The sequence below is a fragment of the Sphingobacterium sp. NGMCC 1.201703 genome (assembly GCF_047784615.1).
GTDB lineage: Bacteria > Bacteroidota > Bacteroidia > Sphingobacteriales > Sphingobacteriaceae > Sphingobacterium.
Genome location: NZ_JBLOHD010000001.1, coordinates 708,744 through 731,605 on the forward strand (window position 1 = coordinate 708,744; position 22,862 = coordinate 731,605).

A 22,862-nucleotide genomic window follows, 5' to 3' on the forward strand; every position below is an offset into this window, starting at 1 on the left:
TGTTTAAGATAGGAGATACATTAATGAACGCAGTAGATAAATTAAATTTCTTGATCAATGATAAACATTTAGACATTGAATTAAGAAATATAGCCGAGAAAGTTTTGCGAGAGGAGCGTATCACTTTTGATGAGGGAGTTCTTTTATACGAAAAAGGTGAATTAGGCTATCTTGGTGTTCTTGCCAATTACATCCGTGAGAAACGTCATGGAGACCATACCTTCTTTAATCGCAATTTTCACATTGAGCCTACGAATGTCTGTGTATATGACTGCAAATTCTGTTCCTATTCCAGACTGATCAAAGAGCGCGCTGAAGGCTGGGAAATGGAGGTCGATGGCATGATGGATATTGTGAAGAAATATGACAATGAAGCCGTTACCGAAGTGCATATTACCGGTGGGGTAGTGCCAAAGCAAAATCTCGAATTTTATGCCGATTTCTTTAGAAGATGTAAAGCACATCGGCCAGAATTACATATCAAGGGACTCACACCAGTAGAATATTATTACATCTTCAAGAAAGCAAAGTTGAGCCACTATGATGGACTGAAATACTTGCAGTCCTGTGGTCTGGACTCCATGCCCGGTGGTGGCGCAGAGATCTTTCATCCGGAAATCCGGGAGCAGATTGCGCATGACAAGTGTACGGCTGAGCAGTGGTTAGATATTCATGAGCAAGCTCACAGTCTGGGTATGCACACAAATGCGACCATGTTATATGGTCATATTGAGCAATTTTGGCATAGGGTAGACCATATGGAACGTTTGCGGCAGCTTCAGGATAAAACCGGTGGCTTCCAGACTTTTATTCCTTTGAAATTTAGGAACAAGGAAAATCAGATGTCACATATCCCTGAGGTCTCTGTTATCGAGGATTTAAGAAATTATGCGATTGCACGGATCTACATGGATAATTTTGATCATATCAAAGCCTACTGGGCCATGATATCAAGGGATACAGCGCAATTGTCTTTGGCTTTTGGTGTGGATGATATTGATGGTACCTTGGACGATACGACCAAAATATACAGTATGGCCGGTGCGGAAGAGCAAAAACCCGGAATGACGACACAAGAGGTTGTGGAATTGATTAAAAAGGTAGGCCGCCATCCCATTGAACGTGATACCTTGTATAATGTGGTGACCGACTACAATGATGTCGTCTTTGAAGAGGATACCAAAAAGAAAAGTTATTACGCATTGCCTGTTGTGAACCCATAAATTAGATCATACTCATTTTGAAAAAGACATTTTATTTTATACGACACGGACAGACTGATCTAAATCTAAAAGGCATCGTGCAGGGGAGAGGGGTTAATTCTCCATTAAATGAAACCGGAATGGCCCAGGCTCAGGCTTTCTTTGAACGGTACAATACAGTGCCTTTTGACAAAATATATACCTCGACCTTATTGCGGACACATCAGACAGTAAAAGGCTTTATCGACCTGAATTTACCCTGGGAACAGCTTGTCGGCTTGGATGAAATCAGCTGGGGAATCTACGAAGGGAAGGAGCAAACACCTGAGTTATTGTCTGGTTTTGAACAATTGGTCGCTGCATGGCGCAACGGAGAATTGGATGTCAGTATTGAAAATGGAGAGTCTCCTAACGCATTAATGGAACGCCAGCAGGTCGCATTGAATCATATGCTGGGCCAAGCAAATGAAAAAAATATTCTAGTATGCATGCATGGTCGTGCCTTACGTATCATGCTTTGCCTCATGACTGGTATTGATGCCCGCTATATGGATGATTTTCCACACACAAATACTGCTTTATATAAATTGCTGTATGATAATGGTCAATTTGAAATTATAGACCATTATAATACAGATCACCTAGAAGCATTGATGAATGAATAAAATTAGAGTTTCAGCCGTATCGTATACAAACACTTATCCGTTTTTGAACGGAATACGCAAATCAAAGGTAATGGATCAGATCGATCTAAGTGTCGATTATCCAAGTGCCTGTGCACAAAAAGTAATAGATGACGAGGCAGATATGGGAATTATTCCGACTGCCGCATTGCTCAGTCTTCCTGAATATTATATCAATACCGATTTTTGTATCGGCACTGAAGGCGCCGTAGATTCGGTGTTTATTTTTTCCAATAAGCCCATTACAGAGATCGAGACCCTTAGACTCGATAAGCAATCGCGTACTTCTAATGGTCTGGCCCGAGTGCTGCTAAAGAATTATTGGAAAAGAGACGTTCGGTTGGTTACGGACGATAGCGTGGAACCAGATGCCTACGTCCTGATCGGTGACCGTACCTTTGGTAAAAAGAATACTGTGCCCTATGTCTATGACCTGGGTAAGGAATGGTTTGATTTTACAGGATTGCCTTTTGCGTTTGCCCTTTGGGTAAGTAACAAAAAGCTGCCTGAATCGTTTGTGAAGGATTTCAATGATGCACTTGCTTATGGTGTGGCCCATGCAACGGATGTCATTGCAGGACTGCCCGAATTTGAGGGGTTTGACTATACAAAATATTTAACCGCACATCTTGATTTTCATCTAACGGATCAAAAGCGCGAGGCTGTAAAACGCTATCTTGGCTATCTAAAAGAATTAGACTGATCAAATAAAGCTTAACACGCTAGCATACGAAAAGAGGTTTGTTGTAGATATGCCCCAAAAAGTTAGACGCTATTTGGGGCATTTTTATGTCCTCCCGACTTTTACTTTTCGGCCCTTGACTTTCTGTCCGTTAGCGGCATTGATGATTGCTAAAGCCAGTTTACGTTTGACAGCAACATAAGCAATTTTGTCCTTGACTTCGATAATTCCGATATCGTCTTTTTCGATACCATCCAGATTCAACAGAAAGCCGACGATGTCAATTTTGTTGACTTTGTCCTTCCTTCCGGCGCTGACATAGAGTGTAGCGAAAGGCGAGTTGTCGGGTAGGTCATAAAAGTCAGGGAACTCCTCCTCTTGGGTATCAGCAGAAATGTAGGGATAATTTTCTTCGGGTTTTAAGATGACATACACGTCACCTTTTGCCTGCATACGCGCTGTGCGTCCATTGCGGTGTGTAAAATCCTCTTCTTTATGGGGCAGCTGATAGTGGATGATTGCATCCACTTCAGGAATATCCAATCCCCGGGCAGCAAGGTCCGTCGTAATCAGGACATTGTTGGAATGGTTTCTGAATTTTAGCAGCGCCAATTCTCTGTCCTGTTGCTCCAGTCCACCATGAAAGATGTCATGGATGATATTACGATTGTCCAATAGCGCACTGATATGGTCGACAGCATCCCGGTGGTTGCAAAAAATAATCATTTTTTTTGTGCCGATCTTACAGATAAGTTTTAAAAGCGCTTCCAGTTTCTTTTGACTGCTGGCAACTACTTTTTTTATCGTGATCCGCGGGATATTGTTTGCATCTTTTAGGAAATCGACCCTAATAGGATCCATAATCTGCGTAAAAGCCGGAATGTTCTCCATTGTTGTTGCCGAGGTCAATATACGCGACTTAATTTTTGGCATGTGCCGAATGATAAAATCCATTTGCTGTTGAAAGCCAAGCTCCAGGGATTTGTCAAATTCATCCAGTATGAGGGTATGGATTTGGGTAGGATCGAAATTCCCCTCTTCAAGATGCTGTTTTATTCGGCCAGGGGTGCCGATAAGAATAGATGGCGCATCTTTGAAGGCATTTTTTTCGATACGGGTGCTATGTCCGCCATAGGCACAGGTCACTTTGTATCCCGTGGTCAGTTTGCGGATGACTTGTTCGATCTGTAAGGCGAGTTCACGGGTAGGGACTAAAACCAGCACCTGTACTTCACGCGCGATATCTTTTAGCTGTTGTAGTATTAATAATGAAAAGGCTAAGGTTTTTCCTGATCCAGTAGGGGAGAGCAAAATGAAATCTTTGTCTTTTTGGTAGGTGTCCAATACCTTTTGTTGCATTTCATTCAGGGATGAAATACCGAATTTATTTAAAATAGCTTCTAGCTGCATAGCACAAAAGTACTAATTAAAACGAAAAGGTAACCCACCTCTTTCAGATGGATTACCTTTGTCAGATTTTTTTATTGGACGTTATAGCAAATATGCTTTAACGCTCCAATATATTATACTTTAAGGGTATTGTTTTAAAGTATATCAATACCTTCTTCGCGTAGTGCTTGTTTTTTATCTTCTTCCCAGATGCTGACCTGTACTTCGCCAATGTGTTGCTTTTTAAGCATAAACATACAGACACGTGACTGGCCGATACCACCGCCAATAGATTCGGGTAATTCATCGTTAAGCAACATGCTGTGAAACGTTAGCTTAGACTTTTCGCTGCAATTTCTGATTTCCATCTGATGAGCCAATGCTTTTTTATCGACACGAATCCCCATGGATGAAAGCTCGAATGCTGAATTTAGAATGGGGTTCCAAACAAGGATATCGCCATTTAAACCATTATAGCCGGCCTCGTTAGTTGTGCTCCAATCGTCGTAATCTGCCGCCCGGCCATCATGTGCCACCCCATTGCTCAGGGCACCACCAATACCGTACAGAAATACAGCGCCGTATTCTTTTGTGATGGCATTTTCTCTTTCTTTGGCACTTAAATCGGGGTACTTTTGCAATAGTTCCTCCGAAGAGATAAATGTGATCGTCTCTGGGAGGATCGCTTTGATCTGTGGGTATTTACGCTCCACCTGTAATTCTGTAAATCGAAGTGATTCGTATATTTTGAGTACAGTATCTTTCAGCAGAGCCAAATTACGCTGCTCTTTTCCGATTACTTTTTCCCAGTCCCATTGATCTACATAAATGGAATGTATAGGGGTGTAATCCTCGTCTGGGCGAAGGGCTTTCATATCGGTGACAATACCTTCACCCGGTAACATCTCAAGCTCTTTTAAGCGTACTCTTTTCCATTTTGCCAATGAATGAACTACGACTGCCCGTTTTTCATTTAAAGATTTGATCGGAAAGGCAACAGGTCGCTCGATGCCATTCAGATCATCGTTTAATCCTGTGCCATCCAAGACCACCAGTGGCGAGGAAATTGGAATCAAATTTAACTTGTTTTTTAATTCTTGGACAAATGTATCTTTAACGAAGCTGATAGCAACTTCGGTATTTAAAAGTTTTCTTCCCTCCATATGAGTCAATTGAAAAGCCATGTACGGATCGTTGTACATCGCATCATTTTTCTTATTCAGTTATTTGATACAAAAATATGAAAATATCATTTGCTAATATGTTTTGTTGTTATTTTTGATATTTATCTATTAAAATGTTGAAAAAATATAAATTTTACAAGAAAAAGTGAATAGGTCAATAGGTAATTATAAAACTATTAATTTGTCGGTGCAACTAAACTCAGCCGACCTCGTAAAACCTTCATGCTCCTATAAGCACCAGCAACCATGAAAGTCAGCTGAAGCTTCTTTCTGACCAATAGAAAACAGATATTTTCAGAACAAAAAAAGCCCTGAAATAATTTTCAGGGCTTTTTTTGTTCTATTGAATGGGGGGCGCTTATACCGAGAAACTCTCGCCGCAGGCACAGGTACGGCTTGCATTTGGATTATGAAATTCAAATCCTTTTCCGTTCAGCCCATCGGAATAATCAAGTTCGGTTCCTGCTAAATAGAGGAATGATTTGATATCCAAACAGATTTTCACCCCTTTATCTTCGAAAAACTGATCTCCCTTTTTTTCCTCATTATCGAAATTCAGTTTATAGCTTAAGCCTGAGCAACCACCACTTTCTACAGCAACACGCACAAAGTAATTGCTGTCATATTGCTCATCCTTCATGATTTCCTCGATACGAGTTTTTGCTTTATCAGTAACTGTAATCATAGTTGTATCTTTGTCTACAACAAAGATACATACAATCTCGCTATATTTCGTCTGCGCTTAAGTTTTTAGAATGTCATAAATTAACCGATCAAACCAGCCTTAAAAAGTTGCCATATCGGCGATTGATCCCTTATTTTTTGTACAGCCTCTTTGATCAGTTGCGCGCATTGTAGGATTTCTTCACGCGTAGTCAATATGCTTAGGCTAAATCTGATCGCAGCAAGTGCATCTTCTTTGGATATGCCCATAGCCAGCAGTACATGTGAAGGTTCCCTTGATCCGGTGACGCAGGCGGAGCCGGAGGATAAGGCTAAAGTAGGACATGCGGTCATGATCTCGCTTGCGAGTACATGCTTGAAACTGATGTAGCTTGTCGTCGGTAGGCGTAGGGTATTTTGCCCATGTATAATAATTTCAGGAATATCAGCCAGTTCAGCTTCCAGCAGATCCCGATACGCCCGAACGTTGCTATAGGCTTGTGGGGTTAGCATGGAGATTGCCTTTCCAAAGCCGACGATGGCCGGAACATTGTAGGTGCCGCCGCGAAAGCCATTTTCCTGGCCACCACCTAAAATTAGTGGAGTAAGCTGAATGGGTTTTGATTTGCGTCGGATATAAAGTGCACCAATTCCCTTTGGACCGTGAATTTTATGTGCACTCAGACATAAAAGATCGATAGGAAGCGCTTGCAGGTCGATCGTAACTTTTCCGATTGCTTGTGTGGCGTCGCAAAAAAATAGAATGTCTTCTTCTTGACAGATAGCTGCCACCTCTTCAATTTCGGTCAGTACGCCAGTCTCATTATTCGCTGCCATCAGGCAAATTAATATGGTTTTGGTTGTAATAGCATTTTTAAGATCATCCAAGGAGATATGCCCCTGGCTGTCAACAGGAAGATAAGTGATTTGTGCGCCTTGTTTGGTCAGCTGTTCACAGCAGCTTAATACTGCTTTATGTTCCGTAGCAGCGGTAATGATATGATTCCCTTGAGACCGGTATCTGTCAAATACACCCTGCAATATGGTATTAATGCTTTCTGTAGCTCCGGAATTGAAAAAAACTTCCTTAGGTGTACAATTTAAAACCTCGGCAACCTGTTTTCTGCTCAGTTGGACAGCTGCATTGGCGGCTCTACCCATCTGGTGGTAAACACTGGACGCATTAGCATAATTTTGGATGAAATAAGGGGTCATCTCCTGCCATACTTCATCCAAAATCCGTGTGGTTGCATTATTGTCCAAATATATGGTATCCTTCATCAGGATAAAGATAAGGATAATGGCGTTTATGCCGAAGCTTTCACATCAACTTCCTTCTTTTTGACATTGGGATCATAGCGTAGCCCCGGTGTGAGCCAGTACATCAAAATGATGCGTGAATATCGGTAGTTGAAGGGAGACATCAACACAACACTTAATATAGCGACAGTCGCATAAAGAATGAAGGATGAGTCATTGCCGGTAAGGATGTAAGTTGCCATACAGGCTGTGACCATCTCTGCAATGGCAAATGCATAGGTGACATACATGGCACCGTAGAAATACCCTGGTTCACGCTCGTAACGCAAGCCACAGTATTCACAATGACTGTTCATCTTTTGAACCTTTAGACCATAGGCAGGGCCTTGATAAACATGACCTACTCTACATCTCGGGCATTTTGCCTGCCATGCGGCTTTAAATTCGGATAATTCGTATTTAACTTCTTCCATAGTTATAGTTGTTTTCTGAACTCCTCAGGTGTGAGATCAGTGGATTTTTTGAAAAATTTGGTGAAATAAGAGTTGTCCTTAAACTGCAATTCATTTGCAATTTCAGTAATATTTAAATTTCGATTGATTAATAGCCGCTTCGCTTCCAGGACAATCCGGTTGCGAATGATCTCACCCGCAGACTGACCGATATAGGATTTACAGATCGCGTTCAGATGATTTGGCGTGATAAATAGTTGATCCGCATATACACTTGGTAATTTGGTGGATTTAAACTGTTGTTCCACCAATTGCTGAAAACTATTGAATATTTTATGATTATAGGGGTTGCTACCGTCTTTTTGTTCTTTTTCAGAACAGATGGAGACATATAATAAAAATTGGAGCAGCAGTGTACGGATGTAATCTTCGGATAGGCCGCTGGACTTTGCCGATAAAATCTCGTCCAGAATATTCGTGGCCTGAGCGCGGCAAGGTTCTTCCAGTTCAAAAATCAAGTGCTCAATTTTGCCCTGAAGAAAACTGAAACGCTCCAGATAATCTGTACGTAATAAAAACGATTGAAAATAATCCACCGAAAAATTAACCACATAGCCTTCCTCATCGCCAGCAAAATTCCAGGTATGCACCTGGCCTGGGGCCATGAAGTAGATCTGAAAGGGGGCAATTTTATAATGATTAAAATCGATGATGTGCGCACCCGAACCTTTTGTAAATAATACAAAATGAAAAAAATTGTGCTTATGAGGAAACACCATATCGGCATGTTTGATGACGTATTCACTTAAGTCATCAATGTGGATAGTTGTTTTATTGTTGAGGTCTATACTGCAACTATCTATAATAGGAATGGTGTTTTTTCTATTCATATTACAAAGTTAGTGTATATATTCTTTTTACAGTGGTGATAATTTTATGTTTTATGGTATTTTTCAACGATTTTAAAGTTTTGAATCCTGTACAGGGATGTTGGAACAATCCTTGTTTCAAAATGCATTGAAATATATTTAACAAACATGGAAAGTAATTTAAATAGTCTAGGGACTAGATTTGGACGATTGACCGATATCGTCATTGATTCAATACCGGGTATTATAGGTGGTATTATTTTATTGATTATTGGTAAATACGTCATCGATCTGGTCAACCGATTATTGCACAAGCGTTTTGAGAGAAGAAATGTCGATCCTTCAATCCGCGCATTTATCTCTAGTATCGTCAAGATTGTGATGTGGGTGATGTTGCTATTGACGGTTGCCAGTCAGGTTGGCATACAGACGACCTCTTTCATTGCGGCACTGTCTGCATTTGGTTTAGCTGTAGGTATGGCGCTACAGGGAAGTTTAAGTAACTTTGCCGGCGGTGTGCTCATATTGATGTTTAGGCCTTTTGAAGTGGGGGATTACATCTCCAGTGCGAATGGTACGGCTGGGACGGTAGAACGAATAGATATTTTATACTCTACACTAATCGGTGACGATGGTGTCCGGATTTTTAGTCCAAATGGTCCATTGGCCAATTCGGTGATCAAGAACTATACGAAAATCGTTCAGCGGATGTTTGAATATACGGTGAGTATATCTTATGACAAAAATATAAAAGACGCAAAGGATATTATCCTTAGAGTGCTTCGCTCAAATGAGACTATTTTGACTAGCCCCGAACCGACAGTATTTGTGAAGGAATTAGGAACGAGTTCAATAGTGTTGACCGTAAGAGCATGGGCTAAGCGCGAACATTATTGGCCGGCACGCAATTCAATGCAGGAAAAAATTATGCTTGAACTCGAAAGAAATGATATGAGCGTGGCACCTAATCCGACACAGATTAGCATTATTTCCAATGCGAACGACCAGGGGAAACAAGTCAAGACAGATAATTAATCATCTGCAAGGGCTCTGATCAGAATAAAGTACCGGTAGGCAATTATGGCCTGCTGGTACTTTTTTAGTTTAAGCGGATCCTGCTTCCCATATTTGGGAAGAATTGCTTTATTTAGCTTATTCAGGAACTGAAAGAAATGTCGTTTCATGTATAGACTTCTGGATTGATCGTTTGTGGCATCTTTTCACCTTTGATTGCTGCCAATAAATTGCTTGCTGCCATTAGCGCCATATTGTCTCTGGTTTCCACGGTTGCGGATCCAATATGCGGTAGAATGCAGACATTTTCAAGATTTAGCAGTGGGTTGTCCGCTGCCATTGGTTCAGGGTTTGTCACATCGAGCCCGGCTCCCCATAATTCCCCCAGGCGTAAAGCGCTGGCAAGATCGTCCTCTTTTACTAATCCGCCACGAGCTGTGTTGATCAGAATCGCCGAGTTTTTCATGCGCTTAAATGTATCCAGATTAAACCGATTGGCTGTCTCTGACGTGAGTGCCGCGTGAATGGAAAGTACATCACTTTGGGTTAGTAGGTCATCAAAGTTGACATATCTCGCTCCCAAGATCCGTTCGGCTTCCAGGTTCCGCCCACGGTTATAATAGATGATTTCCATGTTATATGCAGCTCTTGCTTTTCGGGCAAATTCGAAACCAATCCTTCCAAGGCCATAAATACCTAATGTTTTATTGTTGAGCTCGATACCCAGATGTGCTGTAGGGTCGAAACCCTTCCATTTACCCTGTAGAATCTGCTTGTGATTGAAGAAAGCTTTCCTGGAAACGGCCAGCATCAATAGGAAAGCAACATCAGCTGTTGCACCGGAAAGTACACCCGGTGTATTGCTCACAGGAATGCCATATTTTGTCGCAGCAGGGATGTCAACATTATCATAACCAACGCTCATCAGAGAGAGCGCTTTAAGATTGGGGCAGCTTTGGAAAAATTCTTCGTCAAACTTTTGCATGCCACCGTTCAGTATATAATCGGCCTGCTGCCCTGCTTGGATAAGATCGGTAGGAGATAGTGGGGTAGCAGAATCATGTATTGCTACCTCATGTCCGGCAGCCGTTAATAGATCAATGCCTTTTTGTGGGATTCGTTTCGTGATAAATATCTTCATGTAAATGTTATGTATCGTGGATCCTGTTGTAAAATAAAATGATGATTGCCCGGTTTATTTGGGCTATTCATCAAAGTTAATGCTTAACAACTTGTGTAACAATAAAAAAATAATCCTTTTTATGATAACAAAAAAAGCTATATCGTTGTTTCGATATAGCCCTGCTAATCATATTTTGCTTTTTTTTCTTAACCGGTAGTGTTTTGATTGATTCGTGTTTTTTTACAATATCAATACGCTTGCTAGCTTCGGTTTACTGGCCGGAAAAAGTCTTCGGTGAATTCTCATCGCTGTTGATTCTTGTGAGAAAGTATGAGCGGCTTAATTTGTGTGAAGCAGATTGTCTAAAATGCTTTTCCCGATGTCATCGACAGGGCGTGCGGTATTGGACAAGATGACGACAGCACTTTTTTTATCCGGAGACAAGGCGAGGTAGGAGCTGCTTCCTGCTGTTCCGCCATTGTGCCAATAGAAAGTAAGATCATCAAGCAAATTCATATGCCAAGCTAAACCCAAGTCCGTATCCGGAGGGAGAAAGAAGGTAAATGACCTGGTGTTGGCCATTGCATTTTCCAGTGGGCTTTGTGGCATCTTAAACTGTGCGTTTACAAATTTAAGTAGATCTTCCACGGTTGACTTTAAGCCACCAGCGGCGCTAAAAGCATCAAAAGACCAAGGGCTTACTTCTTGACCGTCTTTATTGTATACTTTAAAGGTATCTTTTCTTTTAGGGTCTAATACCTGAAAGGTATTATTCATATCGAATGGCTTGCAGATAATTTCACGGACAATCTGTTCATAAGGCTTTTTGTAGATACTACAGATGATATCGCCCAAAAGTGCATAGCCCAAATTGCTGTACTCGTATTCTTCGCCTGCTGTTTTTTTGTTTTTGAAACTGGATAAATAGCTATAAAGTGCTTTTTTGTCGTATCCTTTGTAAGGATCGTTTTCGTTATATCCCTTTACTTTGTCAAAATTGTCTGGAAGCCGTGGAAGCCCGGAAGTATGGTTGGCTAACATCTGAAAAGTTATCTTCGCCAGATCCTCATTCTTTTTCAGTGTATCTGGAAGAAATAATGATACAGGTTGATCCAAGGTAATTGTTCCTTCCTCAACAAGGTTCGATAATAGGATCGCTGTAAAGACTTTGCTAAGGGAGCCAATTTCGTAGGGTGAAGTCTTCGTCGGTAACGTTTGGTTACCTTTTGCGGTCTCACCGTAAAAATAGGTTTTCGACTGCCCATTTTTAATAACACCTAGGGCAAGCGAGGCTGCATTTTGTTGTTTTAGGTAAGAGTTTGCAATAGAATCAATGAAAAAATCCTCTTTGTCGACGGCTTTTGAAGTGATCGTTGCCTCAAGCGGTTTCTCGTCGGTATTTTTATCTGCTGTGGTTTCGTTCAGCTGACTAAAATGCAGGCTGTTAAACTTGAGTGTCGAATCTGTTGCAAACAATACTTCATAAGTCTGATCGTCAAAATCCAGCCGATAGGTTGCTGTACCTTTTTCGAAATTGATGATATCTGAGTTTTTGATCCTGCCCAAAGGATAGATCTGTTGCAGCATCTGTGTAAACTTTGGAAGGCTATATTGTTGTTTATAAGAATCGCTCGCTAGATTATAGGCAGAATCTGTCATCTGGGAATTGATGAAGAATTCAAATCTATTGTAAACTCCTTTGTTGACTTGTTCCGCTTGATTTGTCTGAGCAAAGGAGTAAGATGTGATGCCCAACAAGATTGCTGTATAAAAATGTTTCATAACCATTGTTAGGCACAAATCTACGGAATGTTTAAATTCCAATCAATTGTTTTAATCGGGCGTAGCCTGATTTACTGATATTGAGCTTCTCACCAGAGATCAAAGCTGCGATATAGGAATCCTTTTCGTAAGGCTCCAATTTAGCCAACTGATCGACCTTGATGATAAACGAACGATGGATACGTACAAACTGATTTGGATCAAGGGATTTTTCAAAAAATGCCATGGTCTTATTCTTGAGGTACATGCCATCTTTGGTATGAATCTTTACGTAGTCATCATAAGACTCCAGGTACTTGACCGTATCTATCGGAATTATTTTGATCTGGGTACCTGTTTTGACAACAATTCGGTCGATCTTGGTTTCGTCCTGCGCTGTGAGTACCTCATAGTTGGGTTGAACCTTCTTATCGGGTGCGGAATAGTTGGATCTAAATTTCTCCAACGCTTTTTTGAAACGCATCGGGGAAACCGGTTTCAACAGATAGTCCAGTGCGTTTTTTTCGAAAGCTTTTAACGCGTATTCATCAAATGCGGTGGTGAAAATAATCGCGGGTGGATCGTCAACCAGTTCGAGCATTTCAAAACCTGTTAATTTGGGCATCTGAACATCCAAAAAGACCAGGTCCGGTGCATGTGTTTGGATAGCTTTAACGCCTTCAAAACCATCTCCGCATTCAGCCATAATGGTTACATCGGCTTCATTTTTTAAATAGCCCGCAATAATGGAGCGCGCTAAGGGTTCATCATCAATGATAACGACTTTAATCATATTGAGGTATTTTTAGGGTGCTAGTAAATATATTATCCTGAATCTGTGTCTCCAGAAGATCATTTCGACCATAAAGGAGATATAATCTACGTTGAATACTGGAAAGCCCGAAGCCGGTACCTTTTTTGGGGCTTGATTGCTCCTCGATATCAAATGGATTGGTAATTTGGATCAGAAGCTGTCCCTCCTGTGAGGTGCATTTAATTTGTATTTCAACCTGATCGGTTATATTGTATAGTCCATGCTTAATGGCATTTTCTACCAATGGCTGGATGATCATTGCTGGCAATTTATTGCTGAATATTTCCTCAGAAGAGGAGATGGAAGTGTTCAGGCGATGACCAAAGCGTACTTTTTCAATATCAAGATAAAGTTGTAGATGGTCCAGTTCTTCTTCCAGTGTGATAATCTGATTGTTTTCCTTTCTCATCGTGCCCCTTAAAAAATCAGACAACTGAAATGTCATGTTGCGCGCTTCATCCGGATTGGCGCCAATAAGGGCGATGATCGAATTTAAGCTGTTGAATAGAAAGTGAGGCTGTAATTGCTGCCTTAAATTATAGAGCTCCGCCTCGCGAAGTAGATTTTCGGACTCTTGTTTCCGTTTGATGTTATTGATATTATCTTCCTGGATATTCCAGACGATATTGATAATAGCAACAGAAGTGAGGATAAGGAAGTTAACAATACCACGAAAAGGTAGTGTTAAATCCAGTAGCGTGATAAAGTTGGGCTGAATAAAATAGTTCATTAGAAAACGGCTCAACCCAGTACTGATGGCGGCCATTATTAAGCCTATAATCAGTACCTTCCATATCTCGCGGGGTTGTGGTGTGTAGAAATTTAATGCGGAGGACATACCATAGCAGCAAAACATCATCACAGCACTATTGATCAACGAATCTTTAAATGCTAGTTGGGCATCAAATCCCGAGCGTAGCATCAGTAAATATTGTAATGCAAGATATCCGATAAATACGGATATACAAATAATGCCTATTAATCGACTTTTAACACTGAGAGACAGTTTGTTTTTCATCTATTAAGCATTTTTTATCGTTAAATTGCCCAATATACATGTTCCGGTGATATAGATCTTTTTATCGGTGTCAGGGTTGTAAATCGTCTGGAATCTTCGGTCATCGACAGATCCTAAGATCGAGGCTACATTACTGAATACCGTCCAATGCGGCGGTACAATAATGCGTGCGCTGCCAAACAACTGAAAGGTGTCAATGACAATCGGCTGTTGGATATCCGCTTTTGTGAGATCCAGTTCAATACTTCCGAAGACATTGGTCAAATTACCGCCTCTAAATTGTTTGGAATAGATGACTTTCTTTTGGCCCGCAAAAATCGAATTTAGATTAAGGCTGTCCTCAAAAGACTGATGAAATGAGCTATTCTCTTTGTTGCCAAAAGCCTGCGCGTTAGGCGAGGCTTGTTGGCTTGATCCGTATTGATCGTTAAAAGGTTTTGCTTCAACATCCGGGGCTGTAGTGTCTACGGGATTATCCGTTGCTATATTCACCCGTTTGTCCCAGTCGTAAGGATCCTGAGGCGGATTTGGATAAGTAGGTGGAACCATGGGTGGTTTCCGTTTACTCATGATGAAATAAATCCCAAGAGAAATGATGATAATTGGGACCGTTACCGAACCAAAGTCCGTACGCATCATGCGAGAGATCAGGCTGGCACCGCCAATAATCAAAAGGATTATCGCTGATTTCTTCTGAAATTGGGAGTTTATCCCGATGACCAGTCCGATAATGATTAAAATCATTTGCCATCCAAATAACCAGCCCGGAAACCAGTCTCCTAAATTTAAATTATGTAATAATAGGAATATACCTATAATAATCACAATCGCTCCAACGATATTGCGGCTGTTATTGCTGTTTGGTATGATGGGTTCTTTTTCCATAATGTTTTTACTATTTATGACTCAAAGATAGGCGCATAAATAAACTAGACATATTCGCTTTAGGTAATACAACTTATATTTTCGGTAAATGTACTGATTTCGTCGGTAAAAAATCTTGTTGTTTAATTTTTATCCATTGCCTATGGAATGGATATGCCATTTTTACGGTTTATTGTCTTTTTTTTTAATATTATTTGGTGGATTAAAATGAATTATTATATATTTATCAAAGATTAAGATTACTTTAAACTTAAATAACAACCAATGGGAGATTTTGAAAACAAAGAGCGTGAAGAGGTTTTTTCAAAAAAGGTGAGAGCAGGTAAGCGAACTTATTTTTTTGATGTAAAAGCAACTCGATCGAACGATTACTACATTACTATCACAGAAAGCAAGAAGCGCTTTGAGGATGGCCAGTTTATTAAGCATAAAATTTTCTTATACAAAGAAGATTTTGAAAAGTTTGCGGAAGGTTTGACAGATGTTGTCAATTACATTAAGTCTAATCAGGAAGTAATCGAAAAACGTTATGAGCCTAACTTTGACGATGCCTACGCTGAAGAAGCCGATGGTCGTTCAAAAGATGATTTTTCGTTCTAACGTATCTTAGGATGAAATCTCAATGAAAAAAGAAATAAAGCCACGAATGTGGCTTTTTTTGTGTTCGGACTTTTCTTATCTCTTGATATTATGATCACTTCATGATCGCTTCGTTGTCGCGACAATCTTATATTATATACTGCTTAAAAATTCATTCAATACCCTATTGAACTTTTCGGGCTCTTCAAGATTTGGCAGATGTCCCGACTCCTCAAACTCCATAAACCTAACATCAGGGATGTTTTCAATAAGAATACTCGTCTGTTCTTCGCTCATCAATTTATCGTGTTTGCCTTTAATGACCAGTGTAGGGATAATAATCGTCCTTAGGGAATGTGATGTGTCTGTACGAGAAGCTAGTGCAAGTTGTGTAGCACAGATACTGGAAAGTTCATTTCTACGAATACAGCTTTTAATGAGCTCGACGGCCTCGGGATTTTCCTGAATCGTTTTTTCGTAAAATACATTTTCCGTAAAGCCGATGGCAAATGGTCTCCGACCATATTTAAGTAATGCCTGTATGGAATCAAAGCGTTTTTGTTTGGCTTTGTTGTCATCCGCAAGGGAGTTGGTGTCACATAAAACCAAACCTGCTAACTGTTGACCGATCAGCTCATAGGTGCGCAGGGCAATATAGCCCCCCATAGAGATGCCGCAGAGAACAACATGATTGAGATCCAATTTCCGGATAAATTCAACAAGATCTTTTGCAAACACATCGACGGAAAAGAAGCCATGCCCATTGGTACTCAAGCCGTGTCCCCTCACATCAATGGCAATCCCCGTGTATTCTTCGTCAAGATCCAGCAATTGTTGCTTCCAGGTGTTCTTGTTGAAAGGGAACCCATGGATAAATAGGACGGTTTTAGGGGCAGGGTATGATTTGCTGGGGCGGATATAATACGAGATGCTGATGTCTCCAATACGGATTTTGCTGAGTTTTAATTCTCTTTTGCTCATGAATAATAACATTTGTCAGTGTCTGAAAAAAAAAGTTGATATTTTAAATATAATATTATCAACGAGATAAACGAAATGTTGTTTCATAAAGTTAAAAAAAGAGAAAAAATGTTTGTTAAATCCATAAATATGTCGATATTTGCATCACCAAAACGGAAAAGGATACGTATTTGTTTTGGAAGCCCGGCGCTCCTAGCTCAATTGGATAGAGCATCTGACTACGGATCAGAAGGTTAGGGGTTCGACTCCCTTGGCGCGCACCATATACAGTCTCTGTATACTAAAAAGAGGCATTCCTAGCTCAATTGGATAGAGCGTCTGACTACGGATCAGAAGGTTAGGGGTTCGACTCCCTTGGAGTGCACAAAAAGCCAATCGTAAAGATTGGCTTTTTTTGTAAAAGAAGGTGAAGAAAGGGGAGGATATTGAGGGGTGTGGAAACTTCTTTTTGAAAAAAAATTTGTAAAAAAATGAATTCTGACTATATTTGCGTCACCAAAACAAATGGGACAGAGTTCTAAACGTAATGGTTTAATGCGCTCCTAGCTCAATTGGATAGAGCATCTGACTACGGATCAGAAGGTTAGGGGTTCGACTCCCTTGGAGCGCACGACTGAAAAGCCTAGTCATCATCTGTGATTAGGCTTTTATTTTTTAACTCGTTTTAATTTCTTAAATAAAACTATGCTAAACCTTGTAATATTTGGCCCTCCGGGTGCAGGTAAGGGAACTCAATCTGCAAAGCTTATTGAAAAATATCAATTGATCCATATTTCAACCGGTGATATTTTTAGAGCACATATTAAAGGTCAAACGCCACTTGGTCAACAAGTAAGCCAGATTATTGCTGAGGGAAATTTAGTGCCAGATTCGATTACGATAGCAATGCTGGAAGAGGAAGTGAAAAAGAATCCTGATGCAAAAGGATTTATTTTTGACGGATTTCCACGTACTGTTGCTCAAGCTGAGGCATTGGATGCTTTTTTGGAAGGTATCAACACGTCAATCTCAGTTGTAATCGCACTGGATGTAAATGAAGACGAATTGAAAGCGCGCATCGCTAAACGTAGAGAGATCTCTGGCCGTTCAGACGATGATGCTGATAAATTGGTAAAACGCATTGATGAGTATTTTACAAAAACAATTCATGTGTTGCCTTATTATGAAGCACAAGGTAAATTATCCAAGGTGGATGGAATCGGTGATATCGATACAATTTTCAAAAACCTCACGGATATTATCGATAATTATTAATTGAAATACATACTTTTTTTAGACTGTAATATATTGTAATGGCGCAAGGATCGAATTTTGTTGATTATGTGAAAGTGTGTTGTCGTTCGGGACATGGCGGGGCAGGTTCGGCTCATTTGCATCGGGACAAGCACACAGCTAAAGGGGGACCCGATGGCGGCGACGGTGGCCGCGGTGGTCATATCATCCTAAAAGGAACAACGAATATTTGGACTTTACTCCATTTGAAGTACCGTAAACATATCATTGCTTCCAATGGTGAATCAGGTGGCAGTTCGCTACGGACTGGTGCAACTGGCCATGATGAAATATTGGAAGTGCCACTGGGTACTATTGCCAAAGATGCCGAAACTGGAGAGGTCTTGTTTGATATTACCGAGGATGGCGAAACCAAGATCTTGGTTCCCGGAGGGAAAGGCGGTCTTGGTAACTGGCATTTCAAATCGGCGACCCAACAGACTCCTCGATTTGCACAATCAGGAATGCCGGGTAAAGAGCAATGGATTATTCTCGAACTCAAGGTACTGGCGGATGTCGGTTTGGTAGGTTTCCCAAATGCGGGTAAATCAACTTTATTATCCGTAGTCTCAGCAGCAAAACCGGAGATTGCCAACTATCCATTTACCACGTTGGTGCCTAATCTCGGTATGGTAAGTTACCGCGATAATCGTTCCTTTGTAATGGCTGATATTCCGGGTATTATTGAAGGCGCCTCCGAAGGGAAGGGGCTTGGCTATCGCTTCTTACGACACATCGAAAGAAATTCTGTCCTGCTCTTTATGGTGCCTGCCGATACTGACCGGACGATAGCGGAAGAGTATGGCATTTTGCTGAATGAATTAACAGCATATAATCCAGAGCTAGCAGATAAACCCAAGTTATTGGCGATTACAAAGTCTGATATGCTCGATGATGAATTAGAGAAGGAAATGGAACAGCAGCTTCCTGAAGGGCTTCCACATATTTTCATCTCATCCGTCACTGGTAAAAATATTCTGCCTTTGAAAGATATGATCTGGAAAGCAATAAACTCGTAAGAGTTGAAAAATATAAACAGGAAAGGCGCTTCTGACATGAAGCGCCTTTCCTGTTTATATGAATGGTGGTCAATATCCCCTTTTTGATAATTGCTCAAATTGGCTGATAATAAAGAATTAAGGTAAGCATTAAAACTGATACATTCAAATACCAACTTCGACTTAAACACAATTTTCAATCAGTGATTATTCAGTTCTCATTCACTGTTTATTCAGTCTGCACTGAGTGATCACTGAACAAGCACTGAACAATCACTGAGCAAATAATGTCGAAAGGCTAAAGTTGGTCACTAATTGTTTCTGACTTGCTGAAAAAAAAATAAAGGAAAAAGCTGCGCTTATGTAACAAAAAGAACGCAGTTATTGCAGTTATAGATCATTCTCCATTCGCGGTAGGTAATAAGGCGTTGGATATAATTTGTTTTTTAAGTTTTTTTATTAATTTCAACCTATTATTTAAACCCTGGTGGATACTGGTTTTTAGTTCCATCGCCAAAAAAATCTAAATGAAATCAGAAGACGAAAAATATTGCGTAGAATGTGGTCAGCTAATTAACGTTAAAGCTGAGGTCTGCCCGCTCTGTGGTGTTAAACAACCTATATTCTATGCGAATCAACCTTTCCAGCAGAATCGCAGTATCCAGGATGATCGCTGGTTGCCCGCTTTGTTATTTTGTTTGTTTCTGGGGCCTTTCGGAGGACATCGCTTCTATCTAGGGCAGATCGGAACAGCTATTCTGCAGTTGATTACTTTGGGTGGATGTGGAATCTGGTCGCTTATCGATCTGATTATGATCATTGTTGGAAGGTATAAGGATAAAGATGGGCAATACATCAAAAGTCCCGTAAATAATAATTAATGGCTTATATGGTGCTGAAATATCTGCGATTACATTGGATTTATACCATTGTTATGGGATATTTTAGCGCTGCAATTGTATTGTATATGCTGTCGGATATTCATATCCTCATTCCTTGTCTTTGGAAGGCAGTGACCGGATATGAATGTCCCGGTTGCGGTCTGACAACTGCATTAATTGCGCTGCTGAAAATGGAATGGGCCTATGCCTGGTCTGCAAATCCAATGATTTTTGGAATCGTTCCTGTAGTCATCTTTTTGATTTTAAGAGACTTTTGGCGGTTTAGACAAAGACAAATTGATTCCCTGTAAAATAATTGAAAAATGTTTTTCACTTTTAATTGATATGTCGTAACTTTGTCTCCCGTGAAAATTAAAGTAGAGTCTTTATTGGTAGGTGCCTTAGGAAACGGTTTGTCAATCGTCGTAATGCATTGTTAATTCATATTTTAGCCCATTTGAGGGCTTTTTTTATATCCAATAGGGAAGGCTTTAAGATTCAGAACAGAAGAGATACACATTTTATAATATTACATCGATAATGACCAACTACAGCAAATTGCCTGCAATTTTAGTTTTAGAAGATGGTACAGTTTATCACGGTAAAGCCGCTGGTAAAATTGGTACGACTACTGGTGAGATCTGTTTCAATACAGGAACAACCGGTTATCAAGAGATTTTTACAGATCCATCTTATTTTGGACAAATCATGGTAACAACCAATGCCCATATTGGTAACTATGGTATTGATGAGGACGATACCGAATCAAATCAAATTCAGATTGCGGGACTAGTTTGTAAAAACTACAACATCAACTATAGCCGTAAAATGGCTGATGAGTCTATTCAAAGCTACTTTGAGGAGGGAAATTTGGTGGGTATTTCCGATGTGGATACACGTTCATTGGTAAGACATATCCGTGATAAAGGCGCGATGAATGCAATCATTTCTTCGGAAACGCTAGACGTTGAGGAATTAAAGAGCCAATTGGCAAAAGTTCCTTCGATGGATGGTCTTGAGCTGTCTTCTAAGGTAACGACTACTGAGCCTTATTTCTTCGGAAATGAAAATGCATCTTTACGTGTAGCTGTGCTGGATTTGGGGATCAAGAAAAATATCCTGCGCAATTTTGAGGCACGTGATGTTTATACAAAAGTTTTCCCGGCTAAGACAACATTTGAGGAAATGGAAAAATGGAATCCTGATGGTTACTTTATTTCAAATGGCCCCGGTGATCCTGCACCAATGGATTATGCTATCGAAACCGTAAAATCTATCCTGAATGCAAACAAGCCGATGTTTGGGATCTGTTTAGGTCATCAGATTTTAGCGCTGGCTAATGGTATCCGCACAAGCAAATTACATAATGGACACCGTGGTATCAATCACCCTGTCAAAAATATTATCGCTAACCGTTGTGAAATTACTTCACAAAACCATGGTTTTGGTGTTGTAGCTGAAGATATCCAAAATTCGGAAAATGTGGAGATAACGCACGTTAATTTGAACGACCAATCTATCGAAGGGATCCGTATCAAAGGTCAAAAAGCGTTCTCGGTTCAATATCACCCTGAATCATCCCCAGGTCCACACGATTCACGTTACCTGTTTGATGATTTCGTCGCAATGATCAAAAACTAAGCAAACATAGCATCGCATAAAAAACCCTCCCTATCGTGGAGGGTTTTTTATGCGATTTGCAGAACCAATTATTCAGATTGGTCATATTTTATTCACAATAAATGACGGATTAAATACATTTTTTGTTATATTTGGTTGTGAAAAATGACTGTAGATAAGAGTGTGTCTTATTTACACTAAGTAATGAAAATAAATTATAGTCTAATAAAGAGATGAGTTTAATTATCGATGTTCATGCGCGTCAAATTTTGGATTCGCGCGGTAACCCTACAATTGAAGTAGATGTTACTACACAAAATGGTTTTGTTGGTCGTGCAGCTGTTCCTTCAGGTGCTTCAACAGGTGTTCACGAAGCAGTAGAATTGCGCGACGGCGACAAGTCAAAATACTTGGGTAAAGGTGTTTTGAAAGCTGTTGAAAATGTAAATACCAAAATAGCGAAAGCTTTGGAAGGCGTAGATGTTTTCGAGCAAAATGCCATCGATAAAATCATGATTGATTTAGACGGTAGTGAAAACAAAGGTAATTTAGGTGCAAACGCTATCCTAGGTGTTTCTTTGGCGGTAGCAAAAGCAGCAGCACAAGAGTCACGTCAACCTTTATACCGTTATATTGGCGGTGTGAATGCCAATACCCTGCCTATTCCGATGATGAACATCATCAACGGTGGATCGCACTCCGATGCGCCTATCGCATTCCAAGAGTTTATGATCATGCCAGTAGGTGCTCCTTCTTTTTCTGAAGCATTACGTTGGGGAACAGAAGTATTCCATACATTGAAGAAAATCTTACACGATAGAGGTCTTTCTACTGCAGTGGGTGATGAAGGTGGATTTGCGCCAACTTTTGAAGGTACAGAAGATGCTATCGAGACCGTATTGAAAGCAATTGAAATCGCAGGTTACAAACCAGGTCAAGACATCTGTTTAGCATTGGATTGTGCTTCTTCTGAATTCTACAAAGACGGTAAATACGATTATGCTAAATTTGAAGGTGATAAAGGTGCAGTACGCTCTAGCGAAGAACAAGCAAGCTATTTAGCAGAATTGACAGCGAAATATCCTATTATCTCTATTGAAGATGGTATGGCTGAAGATGACTGGGCTGGTTGGAAAACATTGACTGATAAAATTGGCGATCACGTTCAATTGGTAGGTGACGATCTTTTCGTAACAAATACAAAACGTCTTCAACAAGGTATCGATACCCATACTGCAAATTCTATTTTGGTCAAAGTAAACCAAATCGGTTCATTGACTGAAACAATCAATGCAGTGACTTTAGCGCAAAATTCTGGTTACACTTCAGTAATGTCTCACCGTTCAGGTGAAACAGAAGATGCGACGATCGCTGACTTGGCGGTTGCTTTGAACTGTGGTCAAATCAAAACAGGTTCAGCTTCCCGTTCTGACCGTATGGCTAAATACAACCAGTTGTTGCGTATCGAAGAAGAATTGGGCGGTAATGCTCGCTTCATCGGCAAAAACTTTAAATATGCAAAAAAATAGGTT

The 22,862-nt window shown here is 40.4% G+C and carries 24 protein-coding genes and 3 tRNA genes; 14 read left to right on the top strand and 13 right to left on the bottom strand.

What is annotated here, in order from left to right; translation table 11 throughout:
- Positions 1-23 precede the first annotated feature (23 nt).
- From mqnE to ACK8HY_RS02780, 3 genes are read left to right on the top strand one after another with little or no spacing between them, the layout of a single operon-like run.
- Positions 24-1,223 (top strand): aminofutalosine synthase MqnE, encoded by a 1,200-nt coding sequence (gene mqnE / locus ACK8HY_RS02770; protein WP_077435558.1) that lies wholly within the window; start codon positions 24-26, stop codon positions 1,221-1,223.
- Positions 1,224-1,240: 17 nt separating this feature from the next.
- Positions 1,241-1,867: a histidine phosphatase family protein gene (locus ACK8HY_RS02775; protein ID WP_416132715.1), complete on the top strand. Its 627-nt coding sequence runs from the start codon at positions 1,241-1,243 to the stop codon at positions 1,865-1,867.
- Positions 1,860-2,588 carry a menaquinone biosynthetic enzyme MqnA/MqnD family protein gene (locus ACK8HY_RS02780; RefSeq protein ID WP_416132716.1) on the top strand — a complete coding sequence of 243 codons (729 nt, stop codon included), beginning with the start codon at positions 1,860-1,862 and terminating at the stop codon, positions 2,586-2,588. Before ACK8HY_RS02775 ends, ACK8HY_RS02780 begins: the two co-directional genes overlap by 8 nt.
- An 84-nt stretch (positions 2,589-2,672) precedes the next feature.
- On the opposite strand, the gene ACK8HY_RS02785 is transcribed toward ACK8HY_RS02780, so the two are convergent.
- The 6 genes from ACK8HY_RS02785 to ACK8HY_RS02810 all read right to left on the bottom strand — a co-directional run bounded on the left by ACK8HY_RS02785 (position 2,673) and on the right by ACK8HY_RS02810 (position 8,405).
- Positions 2,673-3,977 carry a DEAD/DEAH box helicase gene (locus ACK8HY_RS02785; RefSeq protein WP_077435552.1) on the bottom strand — a complete coding sequence of 435 codons (1,305 nt, stop codon included), beginning with the start codon at positions 3,975-3,977 and terminating at the stop codon, positions 2,673-2,675.
- Positions 3,978-4,111: 134 nt separating this feature from the next.
- Complete coding sequence (asnA, locus tag ACK8HY_RS02790) at positions 4,112-5,158, bottom strand: aspartate--ammonia ligase (RefSeq protein ID WP_254846206.1); 1,047 nt, start codon at positions 5,156-5,158, stop codon at positions 4,112-4,114.
- Between the two features lie 340 nt (positions 5,159-5,498).
- Positions 5,499-5,825 carry a HesB/IscA family protein gene (locus tag ACK8HY_RS02795; protein ID WP_077435550.1) on the bottom strand — a complete coding sequence of 109 codons (327 nt, stop codon included), beginning with the start codon at positions 5,823-5,825 and terminating at the stop codon, positions 5,499-5,501.
- 80 nt (positions 5,826-5,905) lie between these two features.
- Entirely contained in the window at positions 5,906-7,084 is a 1,179-nt protein-coding gene (locus ACK8HY_RS02800) for a cysteine desulfurase family protein (RefSeq protein ID WP_416132717.1), read from the bottom strand.
- Between the two features lie 26 nt (positions 7,085-7,110).
- Positions 7,111-7,536, bottom strand: coding sequence for a DUF983 domain-containing protein (locus tag ACK8HY_RS02805; RefSeq protein ID WP_077435546.1), 426 nt, complete (start codon positions 7,534-7,536; stop codon positions 7,111-7,113).
- Between the two features lie 2 nt (positions 7,537-7,538).
- A complete protein-coding gene (locus tag ACK8HY_RS02810; RefSeq protein WP_077435544.1) occupies positions 7,539-8,405 on the bottom strand; it encodes a helix-turn-helix domain-containing protein in 867 nt (288 codons plus the stop codon).
- Positions 8,406-8,552: 147 nt separating this feature from the next.
- Between ACK8HY_RS02810 and ACK8HY_RS02815 the strand changes: the two genes are divergently transcribed.
- Entirely contained in the window at positions 8,553-9,419 is an 867-nt protein-coding gene (locus ACK8HY_RS02815) for a mechanosensitive ion channel family protein (protein ID WP_416132718.1), read from the top strand.
- Here ACK8HY_RS02815 and ACK8HY_RS02820 read toward each other — a convergent pair.
- The 6 genes from ACK8HY_RS02820 to ACK8HY_RS02845 form a co-directional block, all read right to left on the bottom strand.
- Positions 9,416-9,568, bottom strand: coding sequence for a hypothetical protein (locus tag ACK8HY_RS02820; protein ID WP_175992009.1), 153 nt, complete (start codon positions 9,566-9,568; stop codon positions 9,416-9,418). The genes ACK8HY_RS02815 and ACK8HY_RS02820 overlap by 4 nt on opposite strands.
- Positions 9,565-10,539 (bottom strand): 2-hydroxyacid dehydrogenase, encoded by a 975-nt coding sequence (locus ACK8HY_RS02825; protein WP_416132719.1) that lies wholly within the window; start codon positions 10,537-10,539, stop codon positions 9,565-9,567. The genes ACK8HY_RS02820 and ACK8HY_RS02825 overlap by 4 nt, the downstream gene beginning before the upstream one ends.
- A gap of 321 nt (positions 10,540-10,860) precedes the next feature.
- Positions 10,861-12,303, bottom strand: coding sequence for a serine hydrolase domain-containing protein (locus ACK8HY_RS02830; RefSeq protein WP_416132720.1), 1,443 nt, complete (start codon positions 12,301-12,303; stop codon positions 10,861-10,863).
- Positions 12,304-12,334: 31 nt separating this feature from the next.
- Positions 12,335-13,075 carry a LytR/AlgR family response regulator transcription factor gene (locus ACK8HY_RS02835; RefSeq protein WP_416132721.1) on the bottom strand — a complete coding sequence of 247 codons (741 nt, stop codon included), beginning with the start codon at positions 13,073-13,075 and terminating at the stop codon, positions 12,335-12,337.
- A complete protein-coding gene (locus tag ACK8HY_RS02840; RefSeq protein ID WP_077435534.1) occupies positions 13,068-14,114 on the bottom strand; it encodes a sensor histidine kinase in 1,047 nt (348 codons plus the stop codon). Before ACK8HY_RS02840 ends, ACK8HY_RS02835 begins: the two co-directional genes overlap by 8 nt.
- A 3-nt stretch (positions 14,115-14,117) precedes the next feature.
- The gene (locus ACK8HY_RS02845; protein ID WP_077435532.1) at positions 14,118-14,999 is read right to left on the bottom strand and encodes a LiaF transmembrane domain-containing protein; all 882 of its coding nucleotides are present in this window, start codon (positions 14,997-14,999) and stop codon (positions 14,118-14,120) included.
- A 264-nt stretch (positions 15,000-15,263) separates the two neighbouring features.
- Between ACK8HY_RS02845 and ACK8HY_RS02850 the strand changes: the two genes are divergently transcribed.
- Positions 15,264-15,599, top strand: a complete 336-nt coding sequence (locus ACK8HY_RS02850) for a DUF3276 family protein (protein ID WP_077435530.1) — start codon at positions 15,264-15,266, stop codon at positions 15,597-15,599.
- A gap of 132 nt (positions 15,600-15,731) precedes the next feature.
- On the opposite strand, the gene ACK8HY_RS02855 is transcribed toward ACK8HY_RS02850, so the two are convergent.
- On the bottom strand, positions 15,732-16,559 hold the full coding sequence (locus tag ACK8HY_RS02855) for an alpha/beta fold hydrolase (RefSeq protein ID WP_416132722.1): 828 nt from the start codon (positions 16,557-16,559) through the stop codon (positions 15,732-15,734).
- Positions 16,560-16,745: 186 nt separating this feature from the next.
- Between ACK8HY_RS02855 and ACK8HY_RS02860 the strand changes: the two genes are divergently transcribed.
- The 9 genes from ACK8HY_RS02860 to eno all read left to right on the top strand — a co-directional run bounded on the left by ACK8HY_RS02860 (position 16,746) and on the right by eno (position 22,859).
- Positions 16,746-16,822 (top strand) — tRNA-Arg (locus ACK8HY_RS02860).
- Between the two features lie 27 nt (positions 16,823-16,849).
- Positions 16,850-16,923, top strand: a tRNA-Arg gene (locus tag ACK8HY_RS02865).
- A gap of 172 nt (positions 16,924-17,095) precedes the next feature.
- Positions 17,096-17,169: transfer RNA gene (locus ACK8HY_RS02870), tRNA-Arg, on the top strand.
- Between the two features lie 74 nt (positions 17,170-17,243).
- The gene (locus ACK8HY_RS02875) at positions 17,244-17,813 is read left to right on the top strand and encodes an adenylate kinase (RefSeq protein WP_077435526.1); all 570 of its coding nucleotides are present in this window, start codon (positions 17,244-17,246) and stop codon (positions 17,811-17,813) included.
- A gap of 38 nt (positions 17,814-17,851) precedes the next feature.
- Positions 17,852-18,850 (top strand): GTPase ObgE, encoded by a 999-nt coding sequence (gene obgE / locus ACK8HY_RS02880; protein ID WP_077435524.1) that lies wholly within the window; start codon positions 17,852-17,854, stop codon positions 18,848-18,850.
- Between the two features lie 506 nt (positions 18,851-19,356).
- Positions 19,357-19,710 (top strand): TM2 domain-containing protein, encoded by a 354-nt coding sequence (locus ACK8HY_RS02885; RefSeq protein ID WP_077435522.1) that lies wholly within the window; start codon positions 19,357-19,359, stop codon positions 19,708-19,710.
- Positions 19,710-20,021: a DUF2752 domain-containing protein gene (locus ACK8HY_RS02890; RefSeq protein WP_416132723.1), complete on the top strand. Its 312-nt coding sequence runs from the start codon at positions 19,710-19,712 to the stop codon at positions 20,019-20,021. The genes ACK8HY_RS02885 and ACK8HY_RS02890 overlap by 1 nt, the downstream gene beginning before the upstream one ends.
- A gap of 229 nt (positions 20,022-20,250) precedes the next feature.
- Positions 20,251-21,351 (top strand): glutamine-hydrolyzing carbamoyl-phosphate synthase small subunit, encoded by a 1,101-nt coding sequence (carA, locus tag ACK8HY_RS02895; RefSeq protein ID WP_077435518.1) that lies wholly within the window; start codon positions 20,251-20,253, stop codon positions 21,349-21,351.
- A gap of 212 nt (positions 21,352-21,563) precedes the next feature.
- Positions 21,564-22,859: a phosphopyruvate hydratase gene (eno, locus tag ACK8HY_RS02900; RefSeq protein WP_077435516.1), complete on the top strand. Its 1,296-nt coding sequence runs from the start codon at positions 21,564-21,566 to the stop codon at positions 22,857-22,859.
- Positions 22,860-22,862 lie beyond the last annotated feature (3 nt).